This window comes from Microthrixaceae bacterium (assembly GCA_016702505.1).
Classification (GTDB): domain Bacteria; phylum Actinomycetota; class Acidimicrobiia; order Acidimicrobiales; family Iamiaceae; genus Aquihabitans.
In genome coordinates, this window is record JADJDU010000011.1 from 1 (window position 1) to 17,912 (window position 17,912).

General features: G+C 65.9%; 15 protein-coding genes. 8 read left to right on the forward strand and 7 right to left on the reverse strand.

Annotated features, from left to right (window positions below):
- The coding region (locus IPG97_12200; GenBank protein MBK6857274.1) for a DEAD/DEAH box helicase at nt 1–529 on the reverse strand (529 nt) is incomplete at its 3' end.
- Between the two features lie 271 nt (nt 530–800).
- Between IPG97_12200 and IPG97_12205 the strand changes: the two genes are divergently transcribed.
- Nucleotides 801–1,634: a beta-lactamase family protein gene (locus tag IPG97_12205; protein ID MBK6857275.1), complete on the forward strand. Its 834-nt coding sequence runs from the start codon at nt 801–803 to the stop codon at nt 1,632–1,634.
- A gap of 39 nt (nt 1,635–1,673) precedes the next feature.
- Here IPG97_12205 and IPG97_12210 read toward each other — a convergent pair whose 3' ends face one another.
- Together IPG97_12210 and IPG97_12215 are read right to left on the reverse strand one after the other, a co-directional pair.
- Complete coding sequence (locus IPG97_12210) at nt 1,674–2,678, reverse strand: aminoglycoside phosphotransferase family protein (GenBank protein ID MBK6857276.1); 1,005 nt, start codon at nt 2,676–2,678, stop codon at nt 1,674–1,676.
- Between the two features lie 210 nt (nt 2,679–2,888).
- Nucleotides 2,889–4,679, reverse strand: a complete 1,791-nt coding sequence (locus IPG97_12215) for an acyl-CoA dehydrogenase (protein MBK6857277.1) — start codon at nt 4,677–4,679, stop codon at nt 2,889–2,891.
- Nucleotides 4,680–4,877: 198 nt separating this feature from the next.
- Between IPG97_12215 and IPG97_12220 the strand changes: the two genes are divergently transcribed.
- Nucleotides 4,878–5,615 (forward strand): response regulator transcription factor, encoded by a 738-nt coding sequence (locus tag IPG97_12220; protein MBK6857278.1) that lies wholly within the window; start codon nt 4,878–4,880, stop codon nt 5,613–5,615.
- A 3-nt stretch (nt 5,616–5,618) separates the two neighbouring features.
- The gene (locus IPG97_12225; protein MBK6857279.1) at nt 5,619–6,617 is read left to right on the forward strand and encodes a HAMP domain-containing protein; all 999 of its coding nucleotides are present in this window, start codon (nt 5,619–5,621) and stop codon (nt 6,615–6,617) included.
- A gap of 47 nt (nt 6,618–6,664) precedes the next feature.
- Here the strand turns inward: IPG97_12225 and IPG97_12230 are convergent, their stop codons facing one another.
- Entirely contained in the window at nt 6,665–7,255 is a 591-nt protein-coding gene (locus tag IPG97_12230; GenBank protein ID MBK6857280.1) for a hypothetical protein, read from the reverse strand.
- Between the two features lie 162 nt (nt 7,256–7,417).
- Between IPG97_12230 and IPG97_12235 the strand changes: the two genes are divergently transcribed.
- The 4 genes from IPG97_12235 (at nt 7,418) to IPG97_12250 (ending at nt 10,932) form a co-directional block, all read left to right on the forward strand.
- Nucleotides 7,418–8,089: a hypothetical protein gene (locus IPG97_12235; GenBank protein ID MBK6857281.1), complete on the forward strand. Its 672-nt coding sequence runs from the start codon at nt 7,418–7,420 to the stop codon at nt 8,087–8,089.
- A 273-nt stretch (nt 8,090–8,362) separates the two neighbouring features.
- Complete coding sequence (gene mutM, locus IPG97_12240) at nt 8,363–9,163, forward strand: bifunctional DNA-formamidopyrimidine glycosylase/DNA-(apurinic or apyrimidinic site) lyase (protein MBK6857282.1); 801 nt, start codon at nt 8,363–8,365, stop codon at nt 9,161–9,163.
- Nucleotides 9,164–9,530: 367 nt separating this feature from the next.
- The gene (locus tag IPG97_12245) at nt 9,531–10,334 is read left to right on the forward strand and encodes an SDR family oxidoreductase (protein MBK6857283.1); all 804 of its coding nucleotides are present in this window, start codon (nt 9,531–9,533) and stop codon (nt 10,332–10,334) included.
- A gap of 37 nt (nt 10,335–10,371) precedes the next feature.
- A complete protein-coding gene (locus IPG97_12250) occupies nt 10,372–10,932 on the forward strand; it encodes a hypothetical protein (GenBank protein ID MBK6857284.1) in 561 nt (186 codons plus the stop codon).
- A gap of 120 nt (nt 10,933–11,052) precedes the next feature.
- Here the strand turns inward: IPG97_12250 and IPG97_12255 are convergent, their stop codons facing one another.
- Nucleotides 11,053–12,189, reverse strand: a complete 1,137-nt coding sequence (locus IPG97_12255; GenBank protein MBK6857285.1) for a ferritin-like domain-containing protein — start codon at nt 12,187–12,189, stop codon at nt 11,053–11,055.
- A 176-nt stretch (nt 12,190–12,365) separates the two neighbouring features.
- Nucleotides 12,366–13,277 carry an amidohydrolase gene (locus tag IPG97_12260; GenBank protein ID MBK6857286.1) on the reverse strand — a complete coding sequence of 304 codons (912 nt, stop codon included), beginning with the start codon at nt 13,275–13,277 and terminating at the stop codon, nt 12,366–12,368.
- A 129-nt stretch (nt 13,278–13,406) separates the two neighbouring features.
- Between IPG97_12260 and IPG97_12265 the strand changes: the two genes are divergently transcribed.
- Entirely contained in the window at nt 13,407–14,183 is a 777-nt protein-coding gene (locus IPG97_12265) for a hypothetical protein (GenBank protein ID MBK6857287.1), read from the forward strand.
- 60 nt (nt 14,184–14,243) lie between these two features.
- Here IPG97_12265 and IPG97_12270 read toward each other — a convergent pair whose 3' ends face one another.
- Nucleotides 14,244–17,891 (reverse strand): multifunctional oxoglutarate decarboxylase/oxoglutarate dehydrogenase thiamine pyrophosphate-binding subunit/dihydrolipoyllysine-residue succinyltransferase subunit, encoded by a 3,648-nt coding sequence (locus tag IPG97_12270; protein ID MBK6857288.1) that lies wholly within the window; start codon nt 17,889–17,891, stop codon nt 14,244–14,246.
- Between the last annotated feature and the right edge of the window lie 21 nt (nt 17,892–17,912).

The window sequence follows — 17,912 nt, forward strand, 5'->3', positions numbered from 1 at the left end:
CACCGGGGATGTGGCGCAGGATCCACTCGACTTGGGGCAAGAACCCCATGTCTGCCATTCGGTCGGCCTCGTCGAGAACCACAACTCCTACGTCGACGAGATCGACCTCTTTGCGATCGATCAGGTCGATCATTCGCCCGGGTGTGGCTGCCACCACCTCGACGCCATCTTGGAGCTCTCGGATCTGACGCTCGATGTCGGCACCGCCGTACACGGCTGCCACCGTGATATCTCGCGCTTGGCCGATCAGACCCAGCTCATCTTTGACCTGGGTGGCCAACTCTCGGGTTGGTACCAAGATCAGTGCCCGTGGCCGCCGAGCCTCGGCCTTCTTGACAGCCTGGAGAACCGGCAGCCCGAAGGCGAGCGTCTTGCCCGACCCGGTCTTGGCCTTGCCACAGACGTCCCGGCCAGCAAGCGCATCGGCGATGGTCAGTTCCTGGATGGCGAAGGCGGTGGTGATTCCTCGGGCCGCTAAGGCTGCGACTAGGTCGGGGGCGACGCCGAGTGCGTCGAACGAGGTGGTCATGGTCTGAGCTCCGATGGCGTCTGCGGCTGGAGGGTCCGGCCTCCGGCGTCAGGCTTCGAGCACGCATTGGAAGTAGACCCACGGGGCCGCCCGGAAACGAGGGTGGGCGCCGCCCCGTCTCACCAGGGTACCGTGCCGAACCTCACCGCCTGAGATCGCCACGCCCGATGCGCACCTGACTCGGCACTACCCTCGGCTGGCGACATGTGCGAACCCACCAAGGCGACGGGGCTCGAAGGACCCACTCGTCCACCCCTCGACGCGAACGACCATGGTTGACCTGCTCGACGAGGCGTTGGCCCAGACCGCCACATGGCCCGCGGCCAACGTGTCGGCCGCGGTTGTGGCTCCTGACGGGCCCATCGCCACCGTTGGCGACCTGGACCACCGCTTCGCGCTCGCCTCGGTGACCAAACCGCTCGCCGCGCTGGGCTGCCTCATCGCCGTCGAGGAAGGCACCTTGGACCTAGACGAGCCAGCCGTTCCCGATGAGGCTCGAGATGTGACGGTCCGACACCTTCTAGCCCATGCCGGCGGATATGGGTTCGATACCGGTCTGCTCCAACCACCGGGACGCACCCGGATCTACTCGAACACCGGGTTCGACGCGCTGGCCAATCACCTGACGGCACGGGCCGGAATACCCGCCACCGAATACGTCACCGAAGCGGTATTCGTCGCGTTGGACATGCGGTCCACAGATTTGCGTCTGGACTCGCTGGCATACGGGGCCACCTCGACGGTCAGTGACATGATCAGAACTGCTCAGGAACTGATGCGACCGACCTTGGTACACACTGAAACGCTCCACTCTGCTCGGTCGGTCCAGTTCCCCGGGCTGGACGGCGTACTTCCCGGGTTCGGACGCCAGACCCCCAACGACTGGGGACTCGGGTTCGAGATCCGTGGTCACAAATCTCCGCACTGGACCGGGTCGGCCAACGCGCCATCGACGTTCGGCCACTTCGGAGCGGCCGGCACCTTCATCTGGGTAGATCCGAACCTGGACCATGCCCTCGTCGTGCTGACCGACGAGCCGTTCGGCCCCTGGGCTCGCCACCGGTGGCCCGAGCTGAACGACGCGGTGGTGTCAGCACTGTCCTGACACCGAAAGACCCGATCGTGACCGGACCGCTGGCAACGGTCAGAAGTCGTGGACGACCTCTCCGTTGAAACGATCCAGATACGAGCTACCTCGCAAGACGTTGGTCAACCGCCGGTAGGGGTGATGGCGGTGCAGGTTGCGCAGGGTGTCGCTGGGTGGGTACGCCAACATCTCCCGCACGTCCCACGCCACGCTGTACACCCGGGATCGGTCGAACTGGCGCGGATGTGCGAACAGCTCGGGGTAGTCCTCGGCCAACCACCACGGGACCTCGGCGTAGTCCTCGGGGCGGGTACGGGCCTCGTAATCGGGGGCCACGTGCAGTTGGGGCAGGCTGACGAAGCGGAGCAGCACGTCTAGATCGAGATCGGCTGGGGCGGGGCGGGCGAACTCGAAGTCCAACATGGCCGCGATGTCGGTCCCGTTCCACATGATGTTCTCGAAGGTCAGGTCGCCGTGAACGATGGTCGAGGAATCGAACGGGTCGAGCGCCGAACAGATCGAGGTGACCAGGTCGGCCGCTTCGCCCATGACCGCAGGATCGACGTTGGGAAGGCGAGCCGCCTCGTCGATCGATTCCAACAGCCGGGTGACGGCCTGGGCCCCGGTCGGAGCCGAGTCCAAGAGCTGAGGCACCGAGCCAAGACCGTCGAGACGAGGACAGATGGTGGAGTGGATCACCTTCAGCCGGTCGGCGAGCTGGGACACGGCTCGGCGTCGCTGCTGCATGGTCATGTTGGGCCACGCCCGACTCAACGGAACGCCGGGGATCCGTTCCAGGATCAGCCAGTCGCTACCGATCTCTCCGCCGTGTTGAACGATCGGCGGATACCCGACCTCGGACGGCAGGACTTGGGACAACACCGCCTCGCGGTACAGGCGGGGGCTGGCATCTCGGTTAACCCGGACCACGTAGCTACCGGTGAACCACACCTCGTTGGTGACGCTGTCGGCTCGGACCAGACCATCTGACGGCAACCCGACCTCGGCGAGGGCGCGCACGGCCCGCGCCCGGGCCAGGCCCGTCGACATGGCTGAGGTCATGGCCTCCGAGACTTGGTATTTCTGCACTGTCAGTGCCAATCGGCAGGCATCAGGCCGAACTGAGGACCGCCCGCCCTAAACCCGGTTCCGGATCTAGGGTTCGACTCCGACGGCAACGTGGACCTTCCACGCCGAGGTTCAGTTCACCACCAAAGGCGCGCGCGGTGAGGCGAAGCTCTCGCGCGCGCCTTTGGTCGGACCTCCTGGCGACTAGAACTGGTCGGCGGTCAACGCGAACAGGTCGGTCTTGCCGGCCTTGACCGGTGCCACCAGCCCGTGGACCTGGGGTAGCAGGTGTTCGGCGAAGAAGCGGGCCGACACCAACTTGGCCCGGGCCTGGTCGGCGCCAGAGGTGCCTTCTCCCACCGACACCGCGGCCAGGGCCTGCTGAGCCATCAGCCAGCCGGCCACAGTGGTGGCGAAGAGCCGCTGGTAGGGCGTGGCGGCCGAGAGAGCCTGAACCGGATCAGCGAGCCCCTCGGAGAGGATCCAGTTGGTGGCGTCTTCCAGCGCGTCGAGGGCGGCAGCCAACTCCCGGGCCACGGGAACCAGCTGATCGTTCCCGGCCAGGTCACCCAACGTAGAACGCATGCGGGCCAACTGGTCCTGGTAAACACCGCCAGCACGCATGGGCAGCTTGCGTCCCACCAGGTCCATGGCCTGAATGCCATTGGTTCCTTCGTAGATCTGGGTGATCTTGGCGTCCCGGTAGTGCTGGGCCGCACCGGTCTCCTCGATGAACCCCATGCCACCGTGCACCTGGATGCCGATCGAGGTGACGGTCTCGGCCACGTCGGTGCAGTAGCTCTTGGTGAGCGGGATCAGCAGGTCGACCATCTCCTGGGCCTCCGTGCGGGTGGCCTCGTCGGCGCCGTGGCGGGCGATGTCGATCTGCTCGGCAACCTTGTAGCAAAGGGCGCGCATCGAGTCTGTGTACGACCTCATGGTCAGGAGCTGACGGCGAACATCGGGGTGCTCGATGATGAAGGATTTCTCGCCGCGGACCGCTCCGGGGGCATAGCCCTGCTTGCGCTCCTTGGCGTAGGCGAGGGCTTGCTGGTAGCTCCGCTCGGCCAGACCCAAGCCTTCGACACCGACCCCCAGGCGGGCGTTGTTCATCATGGTGAACATGTAGCGCATGCCCGCGTTCTCCTCGCCGACGAGGAAGCCCACCGCGCCATCGGAGTTGTCGCCGTAGGCCAACACGCAGGTCGGGCTGGCCCGGATGCCCATCTTGTGCTCGACCGACACCACGTGGACGTCGTTGCGTTCGCCAAGCGATCCGTCGTCGTTGACCATGAACTTGGGCACGATGAACAGCGAGATCCCCTTGGTCCCGGCGGGAGCATCTGGGGTGCGGGCCAGGACGAGGTGGACGATGTTGTCGGTGAAGGAGTGCTCACCGAAGGTGATGAAGATCTTCTGGCCGCTGATCAGGTAGCTGCCGTCACCGGCAGGCACCGCCTTGGCCCGCAGCGCGCCCACGTCTGAACCGGCGTCGGGTTCGGTGAGGTTCATGGTGCCCGTCCACTCGCCCGACACCATCTTGAGCAGGTAGGTCTCCTTCTGCTCCTCACTTCCGTGGTGCAAGATCGCGTCGATGGCACCCTGGGTGAGCAGTGGAGCCATGGCCAGCGCCATGTTGGCGCTGTTGAGCATCTCCTGCATCACGATGCCCACGATCCACGGGAAGCCGCCGCCGCCGTAGGCCTCCTCGAAGGGAACCGCTCCCCACCCGGCATCGCGGTAAGCCTGGTAGGCCTCCTTGTGCCCGGTGGCAGTCCGAACGGTGTCTCCCTCTACATGGCTGCCCTCGTTGTCTCCCGCCGCGTTGGTAGGAGCCCAGACGTCGGCCATTAGCCGCCCGAACTCTTCTAGGACACCGTCGACCGACTCCCGGTCGACGCCGGAGTAGGCGTCGAGCGCGGTGAGGCCTGCGATCGGCGTGATGTGGTCGAGCAGGAAGGCGATGTCGCTCAGTGGCGGGGTGTAGTCGGACATGGGGTTGACGCTAGAGCACCTCCCGGGGGCTGCCGCCACCCCCTGACGGTCCGTCAGATCCGTGCGATCCGGCCCTTTCAACGGCCTCGTTGCTCCCATGCTGACTTGGCCGAACAACGGGTCACGACCCCGCACCTGCAACTCGCCGGGAAGAAGGGTTGGCCTGAGCAACGCCGGGCCCGCCGGTACCCTGGCCCAATGGCCCGGAAGATCCTTGTGATAGAGGACGAACCTCTCATCGCCGACGCGGTGGCAGCCCGGCTGCGCACCGAGGGCCACGAGGTGCACACCGCACCAGACGGGCTGAGCGGACTGGCCCAAGCCGATTCCTGGCAGCCAGACCTGGTCATCTTGGACCTGATGCTGCCGGGGATGGACGGGCTGGAGGTGTGCCGAAGGATCCAGCGAGATCGACATGTTCCGGTTCTCATGTTGACCGCCCGCGACGACGAGACCGATCTGGTCGTGGGCTTGGCCGTGGGCGCCGACGACTACCTGACCAAGCCGTTCTCCATGCGAGAGCTCCAGGCTCGAGTCCAGGCCCTGTTCCGTCGGATAGATGCCCTGTCGGGCGCTCAACCGACGCGCACCATCACCCTCGACGACGGGATCGAGATCGACGTCGAGGCCCGAAGGGTCCGAACCCACGGTGAACCGCTCCACCTGACCCCCACCGAATTCGACCTCCTCGTCTGTCTGGCCGAACGGCCGGGTCGGATACTCACCCGTGAACAGCTTCTGGCCGACGTTTGGGGTTATCGCGACGGATCAGGCGCTCGCACCGTCGACTCTCACGTCCGGGCCTTGCGCCGCAAGCTCGGCGACGACGTGATCAGAACGGTCCACGGTGTGGGTTACGGCCTGGGAGATCAGCCCGACCAAGCCGAAGGTGCTGGCCGCGGCGCCACCGGGCCAGCACCGCCGACCCTGGGTTGAGCCATGGCCAGTCCCCTCAGCCAACTTCGCTCGATCAAGGTCAAGTTGTCGATCGTCATCGTGGCCGCGGTTGCGGTGACCCTTGCCGTCAACGAGCTGGGAATCGTGCTCAACTTCAGAGCCCAGTTTCGTGCTGGCGTGGCGGCGTTGATCGCCTTGGGGATGGTCCAGCTGCTCAGTCGTGGCATGACCTCACCGTTGCGGTCCATGGAACGGGCCGCCACGTCCATGGCCGCCGGCAACGTGGCCGAACGGATCGAGGTGTCCTCAGCCGATGAGGTGGGGCGCCTGGCCGACGCCTTCAACCACATGGCCCGAGAGCTGGCCGAGGTGGACCGCCAACGACGGGACCTGGTGGCCAACGTCTCCCACGAGCTCCGAACACCCATCTCCGCCTTGAGAGCAACGTTGGAGAATGTGGTCGACGGGGTGGTCGAGCCTGATCCCACCCTGTTGAGGACCATGCTGGCTCAGACCGAAAGACTCCAGCGCCTGGTCACCCAGCTCCTCGATCTGAGTCGTCTGGAATCGGGTGGAACCCTGCTCCACCGGCTCCCGTTCCTGGTGGCCGCGATGCTCGAGGATGTCGCCGACGAGGCGGCGTTGCACTCCCCCCGGATCGAGTTCAGGGTCGACGTACAGCCGATCGACCTGACTCTCGACGGCGATCCCGAGCGTCTCCACCAGGTGTTCGCCAACCTTGCCGACAACGCCGCTCGTTTCACCCCCGATGGCGGCGAGGTCGTGTTGACGGCACGGCTGGTTGAAGGCGCGGTGGTGATGGAGGTGCTCGACACCGGGCCGGGGATCCCACCGGAGGCAGCGTCACGGGTGTTCGAACGCTTCTACCGAACAGATGAGGCCAGGTCGGCCGACGAAGGGGGATCCGGCTTGGGTCTCGCCATTGCCCGATGGATCGTCGAATTGCACGACGGCCGGATCCGGGCCGAGCAGCGCCACCCCAAGGGCTGTCGGATGGTGGTGGAACTGCCGTCTCGCTGAGGAGGCGAACGGATACGCGAGCCGACCCATCACCACGGCAGGGCTGGTCAGGATTCGTCGAGCAGGAGGTTCCGGGTCAGCACCGGGTCAGAAGCCATCTCCTCGGGTGTCGCCGTGTCGGTGTGAAGGGTTCCGTCCCGGCTGAGCTGGGCGATGCTCCCCACACCCAACTGCACCGAGCCGACCGGCCGATCCAGCGAGGCCGTGCCGCGCACCACGCTTACGAACACCGAGCCATCGGCTTCCACCACGGTCAAGGCGCTGGTCCCAGCCGGGATGCTCAGCGTGCCTGTGGTCAACGTGAGCAGAACCGGCTCGGCCCCGGCTGGCGAGGCGACCCAGCACCATCCAGCGTCCACCCGCAGGCCGATTGTCCCCCCGAGCCTCGACACCTCTCGCACCAGACCCGGAGCCAGCCTGATGCTGCCGACCTCGACCGCCACGGTCCCATCTGAGCGAACATCGAGGATGTCCATCCCAGCGATGGCGGGCGGAGACGGTACGCCCACAGCCCCAAGGTCCACCGCTGATGAGGGGTCGAGCGTGGTCGACATGTCGTCGGGTTCGACCGAAGGATGACCTGTCGGGGCGGGCACCGGGTTCCCGAACAACGAACGCCGGGCGGTGGGAGTGGTCATGGGCCCAGACGGTGCCGGCGGCATCGAACCAACCGACTCAGGCCCTTCGGCCGGGGCGGCGGCCGGTGTGGCTACATGTGAATCCTCGCCACGGAGCGAACCGTCCGAGATTCGGAAGCGCTTCCCGATCGGCCGGCTCGGAATGGGCTCGATGCCCTTGGGTTGGGGCGGAACAACGTCGAAGACATCGGACGGTGGCGGTATCCGGGCAGGTGGCAGGTCCGGGCTCGCTACTGGTTCGATGGGTGGGGACACACCCCAGTCCGCGGGGCTGGAACCGATCAGCGGTTCGGCCGGCTCTACCCCCAGGTCCGAGGCATCGAATACGTCATAGGGCGGCGGGGCCGAGTCGGCAGGATCTACACCGGCATCACCGTCACCGCCCACCCCCAGTCCAAGGGCATCGAAGGAGCCCCCACCCAAGGAGAGGTCACCAGCACTGACCGAACCATGCTCGACGGCCTGACCAGACGCTTCGCCCCCGTCCGGAACGATCACCTCCCCCGGCGAGAGACGTTCCTCATGTGCTGGTGGTTCCGGTGGGATCAGACCGATCGACAGGTCGGGGTGCCACAGCTCGCTTGGCCGTTCCCGATGTGGCTCGGGCCGGTGGTCGGGGGCCGGTTGAACCCGAGATGGTCGAGCTTCGTCGACCTCTGCCGTTTCGGAATCCCGCGGGGTGTTACCCGACGCTCCGATGCCGACTTCGGTGACTTCTGGTGGCTCGATGTGGTGGCCTTGCTCGCCCTCCCCGTCTGGTTCTGGTTCTGTGGCGTCAGGAACTTCGGAGGGATCGATGGAGATCGAGCCGGAAGGATCAACCTCCCGCATTGATTCGGCCGAATCGGGCCGTTCGATGTGGGGACGTTCATCCAGGCCGGCCGCATGGTCGCCAAGCGCATCGGTCCTGATGTCAGCCAGTTCTCCCAGCCATTCGTCTCGGGCCCGACGCCTGAACACCCCGAGCGGAGAGAGCGCACCCCCAACGAACAGGGCGAGGGTTCCAGGCTTCACCTTCACCTCATCGGCCCGAACCGAGAGTTCGTAAGGACCACGGAAACTCCACCCCACACCGATCGCGTCCGCCCGGTCGCTACCCTGCCAGCCGTGCCCGAGCTGCCCGAGGTCGAGACGGTCAGAAGGGGCCTGGCCCCGCTCGTGACCGGGCGACGAATACAGAATGCCGGCAGCCACCCCTCGGACCGCTTCCAGGCCGCTATCGAGGCCGAGGGGCACGTGATCACCGGCGTCGACCGACGGGGAAAGTACCTGTTGGTCACCCTCGACGACGGACGCCGGCTGGTCGTGCACCTGGGTATGACCGGTCAACTTCGAGTCGACCCCGAGTTCACACCCGCCGATCGGTACGACCGGGCTTGGTGGAATCTCGACGACGGGACCCGTTTGGCCTTGCGAGACGTTCGACGATTCGGTCGGGTGGCGGTGGTCGACCAGGACCTGTCATCGCTGCCCACGCTGGCCGCGCTCGGACCGGAGCCGTTCGATGCCGAGTTCACACCGGCCAGCCTGTGGTCGGCGCTGCGTCGAAGTAGCCAGCCGGTCAAGACCCAGCTCCTCAGCCAACGCCCGGTGGCTGGCGTCGGGAACATCTATGCCGATGAAGCCCTATGGTCCGCCCGGCTCCATCCAGCCAGCCGCCGGATTAGTCGCCCGGCGGCCACTCGGCTTCACGCCGCCATCCGCGAGGTCTTGTCCGCTGGCATCGATAACGGAGGCACGACGCTGCGCGACTACCGGGCGGTGGACGGCTCCACCGGTTCGAACCAGCTTCACCTGGCCTGCTACGGCCGAGCCGGCGAACCGTGCCCGCGATGCCAGACAACGCTCCGGCGGTCGGTGGTCGCGGGCCGCGGCACCACGCACTGCCCAACATGCCAGCGGCGGTGATCACCTGGGTATCCGCTCACCTCCTTATCCTGGATCCACCGATCGACCTTGGGTCGTGTTCGATTGTCCCTGGTCACCCGGGCGAATCCGGCTCTATGTGCGCCCACAATTGGGGCTCGACTGCCTGACGAGCTGAAGTCACAGGACTGGGCGGGGGTTCGGGGGCAGAGCCCTTCGTGGCGGAGCCCCCGAGACCTGCGGAGATCGGCTTCGCCGGTCGCAGCAGCGAAGACGTCGGCCGTCAGGCCGGCGACCCAACTCCGCCGGAAGGCTCTGCCTTTCGGCGGATCCAGGCTTATATTCCCCCACGTCGCCCCGGCATCGGGCGGCGCCCTGACCGGAACGGCCCCGGTGTACCTTGCCCGCCATGACCGACACTGACCACCACATCGCCCCCACCTCCCCAGCCGACCTGTTCTCGGTGGCCGGCAAGACGGTGGTCGTCACCGGTGGCACCAGCGGAATAGGCAAGATGATCGCAGCTGGGTTCGTGGCCGGCGGGGCCGAGGTGATCGTGGCGTCACGAAAGCCCGATGCCTGCCAGGCCACGGTGGACGATCTGTCTCGCTTCGGCACCATCAGCGCCATTCCCGCCAACCTGTCCACCGAGGATGGGTGCCGCACCTTCGCCGAATCGGTGGCCGCCAGCCATCCCGAGGTTCACGTGCTGGTCAACAACGCCGGAGCAACCTGGGGTGCTCCCTTGGACCAACACGACGCCTCGTCGTGGAACCGGGTCCTCGACCTCAACGTGCAAGGCGTGTTCCACACCACGAGGTACCTGCTTCCCCAGCTACGGGCTGCCGCCCGCCCCGAGGACCCGGCCAGGGTGATCAACGTCGGCTCCATCGACGGCATCCACGTGCCGATCCTGGAGACCTATTCGTACTCGTCGTCCAAAGCCGCCGTACATCAGTTGACGAGGCACCTGGCCAAGCATCTGGCCCCCGAGGTCACGGTGAACGCGGTAGCTCCCGGCCCGTTCCCGTCCAAGATGATGCGGGCCACGCTGGAGGTGGCCGGAGACGCCATCGCCGCCGGCACCGCTCTGAAGCGGATCGGCCGAGACGACGACATGGCCGGGGTGGCCTTGTTCTTGGCATCGCGAGCGGGCTCGTATCTGACGGGTACCGTCATCCCGGTTGACGGTGGCATGGCCACCACCAAATGACCTGGCTTCAGTGACCTGATCCTGCCGAGGAGAACCGGTGAGCGACGACAACGACCCGACCCGAGCCTGGCGACCCGACGACACCGGTGCTTGGGCTCCCACCTCTGGCGAGGACGCCACTCAGGCGTGGAGCACTGCGCCCACCGACGGAGCCATCGACCCCACACCCACTCCACCCGCGGGCTACTACGTCCCAGCCCCGGACCCCGCCGCTGTCGCCGCGGCTACCCCGGTTGGCGCAGCTCTGCCCGATGACCGATACCGGCCCGAGGAACCTCGTCGGTCGAGCACCGGCGCCCTGGTCGCCGTGGTCGTCTTGCTGACGCTCATCGCCGTGGTGGCGGTGGCGTTGGTGATCGTTTCGGGATCGGGCGACGACTCGCCGACCACCACCGTTCCGGTGGAAACCAGCACCACCACCAGTACCACCGAACCGACCACCACGACCGAGGCCACAACCACGACCACCGAGGCCACAACCACCACGACCGAGGCCACAACCACGACCACCGAGGCCACCACCACCACGACCGAGGCCACAACCACGACCACCGAGGCCACAACCACCACGACCGAGGCCGAGACACCCGGCGGCTGAAGCCCGGCATCGACCGACCGGCCTCGGGTGGTGGGTCGTGCTAGCGACCGTGGCACTGCCGAGCAACGGCGCGTGGATCACCAAGCCAAGCGGCGCTGATCGGTCAGATGGAGCTGCCAGTCAGATGGCGCTGCTCAGCTCCGCCTGACCGAGAGCGAAGGACTCGTACTCGTCGCTGGTGTCGGTCCAGTCCTCGAACTGGATCACGCCCAGCTCCCCGAACCGCTGACGGAGCCAGCCGTCCCCGGCATCGAGAAGTCCCAGCTTCTTACAGTTGGGCACGATCTTGGAGAACAGCATCTGCTGGAAGACCTGCCGTCCCGGATCGTTCATGGCGAACTGGACGGCGCCCTTGACGTCGACGTCGAGGCGGTGCAACACCTCCTGCATCAGGAGGCGGTCTCGCATTCGCACCGCGGCTTCGAAGGCGAACTCCTGACGTTCGCGGATCTCGGCCAGGGTGAGCTCCTGGTAGTACTCCTTGAGGGTGAGAACACCAAAGGCCACGTGGCGGGCTTCGTCGCTCATCACATAGCGCAGGAGTTGCTTGAGCAGCGGCTCAGGAGTGGTCATGTGCATGAAGCCGAAGGCGGCCAGGGCTAGGCCTTCAACCATGATCTGCATGCCGAGGTAGGTGAGGTCCCAGCGGGAATCTTCGATGATGTCGTCGAGCAGCAGGCCGAGGTGGGCGTTCAGCGGGTAGTGGCCGTCGAGCTTCGAGTCGAGGTAGCGGGCGAACACCTCGACGTGACGGGCCTCGTCCATCACCTGGGTGGCGGCGTAGTACTTGGCGTCGATCCACGGAACCGTCTCCACGATCTTGGCCGTGCAGATGAGCGCCCCCTGTTCGCCGTGCATGAACTGGCTCAACATCCAGTTGTTGGATTCGAGCGCCAGCTCGTCGAACTGGGCGTCCGACCACTTCTCGAACGGGGTTCCGCGGGTGTTCTCCTTGCGGAGCTCGGGGGTCATGCCGAACTGGGCTCGTTGCAGCTCGACGAGGTCCATGGGGTCGACGGCGGTCTCCCACGGGAGGTCGGTCTCACCGTTCCACTGGGACACCTTGGCCTTCTCGTAGAGCTTGTTGAGGGCCGGGCGTCGACCCTTCTCGTAGTCCCAGGTGAAGATGGCATCCGCGTGATCCTTGACCGCTCGGATGTTGGCCTCGCCGTCTTCGGCGGCGACGGCCATGATGGCCTCTATGGCCTCGATGTCGTTGACATCGGCACGGCCGATGAGGTCTTCGGTGGTGGACATTCCCCGGTCCCTTCAGTTCTCTACCGGCCGTCCCCTGACGACCGATAATGAACGTTATCGGGCCGAAGGGCCCAGATCCATGAGCAATTTGTCACAGCTCATTTTGGAGGCGAGCCATCAGGCGGGCTGACCCAGCAATACGGCATGGGTCACACCAAGTGTCGGCTCTGGTCGGGTCAGGCGATACCGGCCTGCCCGAACACCCGGTTGGCGTTCTCTCGCAGGAACTTGGGCCAGACTTCATCTCGCAACGGAACCGTCGGGAGTTCGGCGTGGATGCGATCCAGCGTCAGGCCTGCGGCCCAGTACCCGGCATGGATGATCTTGTCGGCCCCACGAGTGTTGGCGAAGTCCAAGATGTCCTTGGGGTAGTACTTCGGGGCGAAGGCCGACGTCGAGTAGTACAGGTTGGGGAACTTCAGCAGCATCTTGACCATCAGCTCGGTCCAGGGCTCCCCACCGTGGCGGGTCACGATCTTCAACTCGGGGAAGAAGCAGCAAACCTCGTCGAGCAGGATCGGCAGTTGGGGCGCCATGGGGATCCGAGGTCCGGGCACACCCACGTAGAGAACGATCGGCAGGTTGACCTCCACGCACTTGGCGTAGATCGGGTACATCTTCTTGTCGTCGATGGCCACCGACGGCTGGAGCGCCGTGCCCCACACGTGTACGGCCTTGAGTTGGGAACCCCACTCCTCCACCGCCCGGTCGATGGTTCGCAGGGCTTCCATACCCTGGTTGGGGTCGGCGTTGATGAGCCCCCAGAACCGATCCGGATGGTCTCTCAATGCCCGCTTGCCCAGTTCTCGCTCGGTGACGTTGGTGAGGAAGCGGGTGATCCCGAACCGGTCCATCTCGGCGAGGGTCAACTCCAGCGGGTCGTCGATCTCGTCCCAGCTCGGAACGTCCTTGAACATGTAGCCCGCTGGCATCTCCATGGTCTGGGTCTCTTGGTCCAGCGACGCCTTTCGGATGTAGTCGTAGACCTTGGCCTTGGCCGCCTTGACGTCGGGGAAGGACAGGAAGGTGTCGACTATTCCGCCGGCACGGGCGGCGTCGAAGGCAGCGTTTCCAGTGGGCTCAGGCATGCCCGCACCCTACCCGGCAGGACTAGAACACGTTCTAATAGGCCGGCGGCCAGATCCGGAGCCGTTCTTCCTCGGCCATGTAGCTCGTTTCCTCGGTCATGTTGTTCCGCGATCGGCCATCATTTGCCCATGCGAGGTGCCTGGGTTGCCGCCCTGTTGATGATCACCGCTCTCACCGGCTGTGGCGACGACGGCACCCCCGTCACCCAAACCGATACCTCCAGGGCGACCGTCACCACCGAAGCCACGGGCACCACCGAAGCGACCGGCACCACCCAAGCCACTGGCACCGAGTCCCAACCTGAGACCACGACCTCGAGCCCCGCTGGGGCGGTCACCTATCGGCACCGGGCCGAGGCGTTCACCTACGTGCAGCGAGGTGACGACACCGCCATCATCGGCGACTCAGATGTGATCATCACCCAGGCCGGGGAGGCCCCGATCGGCTGCTGGGACCGGGACCAAGGCTGGGAGTGCCTCTCCTTCGCTGCCGACTCCACGCTCGGCTCGCTGTCCGCCCTCGGGAGCTTCGCCGCCATCATCGACCAACTCCCGCCCGCCGACCAGCTCCCCGAGGCACAGACAGTGACGGGGCGCGCCGCTCGTTGTGGGTCCATCGACGCGTCCGAAGACCTCCTGGAAGCCATTACCTACTTCAGCGGGACCGACGTGAACCGAGGCGCCCTCGACAGGGACCCGACGGCTCTGTGCCTGGACGAGCAGACAGGTCTGCTCTTGTCATTGCGGACCCCGGTACCGGGCAAGGACGGGGCGGTCGAGATCATCTCGACCGACTTCCGCCCCGCCACCGACGAGGACTTCACCCCCCCGGCACCGGTACTACCCGGCGCCGAGATCGACCTGAACGACCCCGACCTGGACCAGGACTGCTGCGACGGTTCCTGACCGCGGTTCCAGTCGAGCCCGTGCGATCCCGACAGGGAGCAAACCTGGCGGCGAACGCTCTCAGGCGAAGGTCTCGTCCATGAGCTGGTTCTGCTCTTGGACATGGATGGCGTGGCTACCGGTTGCCGGGCTACCCGACCCGGTACGCGAAACCTGGCGGAACTTCATCCGTTCGGGTACCAGCGGCCGCAGCCTCTCTGACACGAACGCCCGCGGCCCCATGTTGTCTGGCTCTTCTTGCAGCCAGGTGACGTCGGCGGCATTGGGGTAGCTGGCCAGCAGGTCGGTGATCTGGGCGTATGGGAACGGGTAGAGCTGCTCGATCCTCACCACCGCGGCGGAGTGGTTGCGCTCGTCCCGACGGGCCATGGCGTCGTAGGCGACCTTGCCCGAACAGAACACCACCCTGGTGACCGCCGAGCGGTCGGTGACGTGGGGATCGTCGATCAGCTCCCGGAACGAACCCTGGGTCAGCTCCTCGATCGGCGAACGGGCCTGCTTGGCCCGCAGCAACGACTTGGGGGTCATCACCACCAACGGCTTGCGGACATCGCGACGGATCTGGCGGCGCAGCAGGTGGAAGTACTGGGCCGAGGTGGTGGCGTTGGCCACCTGGATGTTGTCCTCGGCGCACAGCGTGAGGAAGCGCTCCACCCGTCCCGAGGAATGCTCGGGTCCCTGACCCTCGAGACCGTGGGGCAGCAGCAACACCAGACCAGAGGTCTGGCCCCACTTGTCCTCGGCCGCCACCATGTACTGGTCGATCACGATCATGGCCCCGTTGACGAAGTCTCCGAACTGCGCCTCCCAGCACACCAGAGCGTCCTTGGCCACCACCGAGTAGCCGTACTCGAAGCCCATGGCCGCGTACTCGCTAAGCAGCGAGTCATAGATCCAAAACTTGCCCTGATCGTCGGCCAGGTGGGCCAGAGGCGCGTATTCCTCGCCAGTGCCATAGTCCGACAGCACCGAGTGTCGTTGGGAGAACGTGCCCCGCCGTGAGTCCTGGCCGGCGAAACGGATGTTGTTCCCCTCCAGCAGGATCGAGCCCATGGCCAGGGCTTCTGCCGTAGCCCAGTCGACCTCGCCATCGTTGACCATCTTCGTTCGGGCCTCGAACTGCTTGGCCAGCTTGGGGTGAACGGTGAAGCCCTCGGGCACGCTCGACATCACCGAGTAGATGCGGTCGAGGGTGGGCCGATCGACTCCGGTGTCGATGGTGGGTAGCACGCCGACCGCGGGCGGCACCGGCTTGGCGATCACCTCGGTGTCGGGCTTGGCATCACGGGTCTCTGTCAGCGCGGTCTGGAGCCGGGCGCTGAAGTCGTCCAGCGCCTTCTCGGCGTCTTCGATCGAGATGTCTCCCCGCTTGACCAGAGCTTCGGTGTAGATCTTGCGGACCGATCGGCGGGCGTCGATCCGCTTGTACATGAGGGGCTGGGTGTAGCTGGGGTCGTCGCCCTCGTTGTGACCGTGGCGGCGGTAGCAGACCATGTCGATGACGACGTCCTTGCGGAAGGTCTGACGGAACCGGTAGGCGAGGCGGGCAACCCGAACGCACGCCTCGGGATCATCACCGTTCACGTGGAAGATCGGCGCCTCGATCATCTTGGCCACATCGGTGCAGTACTCAGATGAACGAGCCGAGTCAGGTGAAGTGGTGAACCCGAGTTGGTTGTTGATGATCAGGTGGATCGTTCCACCGACCCGGTAGCCCTTGATCGTCGAGCAGTTGAGGGTCTCGGCCACCACGCCTTGGCCGGCGAAGGCGGCATCGCCGTGCAACAGCACAGGCAGCACCGAGAACGCCTCGGGATCGTTGATGCGGTCCTGCATGGCCCGCACCATGCCTTCGACCACCGGGTTGACCGTCTCGAGGTGGCTCGGGTTGGCCGCCAGCTCCAGCTCGATGGAGTTGCCGGCCCGGCTGGTGAAGGTGCCGGTCTGACCCAGGTGGTACTTGACGTCGCCCGACCCTTGGGTGGATTCGGGGTCGATGAACCCCTCGAACTCCCGGAAGAGCTGGTCGTAGCTCTTGCCCACGATGTTGGTGAGCACGTTGAGCCGACCGCGGTGGGCCATGCCCATGACCGCACCCTTCAGGCCATCGTCGGCGGCGGCGCCGAGCACCGCGTCGAGCACCGGAATGGCCGACTCGGCACCCTCGATACCGAACCGCTTCTGCCCCACGTACTTTGTGGCCAGGAACTTCTCGATGGCTTCGGCCGCGTTCAGGCGCCCCAGGATGTGACGTTGCTCGTCAGCGTCGATCCGGTCGGTGACGCCCTCGACCTGGGACTGGATCCACCGCTTCTGCTCGGGATCTGAGATGTGCATGTACTCGATGCCCACGGTCCGGCAATAGGCGTCGCGCAACACGTGGAGGAGGTCACCCAGCTTCATGCGGGTACGCCCTGACACTCCACCGCACAAGAACTCCCGATCGAGGTCCCAGATCGTCAGGCCGTAGGTGGCGGGGTCGAGCTCGGTGTGCAGCACCGGTTCCTTCCACGCCAGCGGGTCCAGATCCGCGATCAAGTGGCCCCGCACCCGGTGCTGGTTGATCAGCGTCTGCACGTGCATCTGCTTTTCCAGCCGGGCTTGTTCCTTGTCTGCGGGGTTGTCGTCTACCCGCCACTGAACCGCCTCGTAGGGAACTCCCAGCGACCGGAAGGCATCGTCGTAGAAGCCGTCTCCACCCATTAGGAGCTCTTGGATCCGCTTGAGGAACAACCCCGATTCGGCACCCTGGATGATGCGGTGGTCGTAGGTGGAGGTGATGGTCATCACCTTGGACACACCGAGCTCGGCCAGTGCCTGCTCATCGGCCCCTCCGAAGGCCGCCGGGTAGTCCAGACGGCCGACGCCCACGATCACGCCTTGGCCCGGCATGAGACGAGGTACCGACTGGACCGTGCCGATCGTGCCGGGGTTGGTGAGGGTGATGGTGGCGCCGGCGAAGTCGTCGGGGGTGAGCTTGTTGTTGCGGACTTTTCGGATCAGGTCCTCATAGGCACCCCAAAAACCCCGGAAGTCGAGGGTGTCGGCGTCCTTGATCACCGGCACCAGCAGGGTGCGGGACCCATCGGCCTTCTCCACGTCCACCGCCAGACCCAGTCCCACGCTCTGGTTGCGGATCACCCGAGGCTTACCGTCGGGCCCCTCCAGGTAGGAGTTGTTCATGACCGGGACGGAGTCGGCGGCAGCCCGAACGATGGCGTAGCCGATCAGGTGGGTGAAGCTGACCTTGCCCCCGCGGGTTCGCCCCAGATAGCCGTTGATGACCCGGCGGTTGACCTCCAAGAGCTTGGCCGGCACCTCGCGGAACGAGGTGGCCGTCGGGACGGCGAGGCTGGCCTCCATGTTGGTGACGATCCGTGCCGCCGCACCCCGCAGCGGCTCACCCGGGGTCTCGACGGTGCCGTCAGCGGCGATGCCCGTCGACGGAGTGGCGCCGCCGGCCGTAGGCGCTTTGGCGGCACCGACTCCGACCGCGGGGATCTGGCTGGTGTCTCCCACCCGCCCGGTGGCGGGCAATGCCGCGTCGGGGGTGCTGGCCACCACGTCTCGGTCACGCTGGTAATCGGCGAAGAAGTCCCGCCAGCTCTCGCTCACCGACCCCGGGTCAGCGAGGTACTGCTCGTACATCTCGTCGACCAACCAGGCGTTGGGCCCCAGGACTTCGGTGGAGTTTGGTGTTTCGGCCATCGCGGCCGATCCTACCGATGG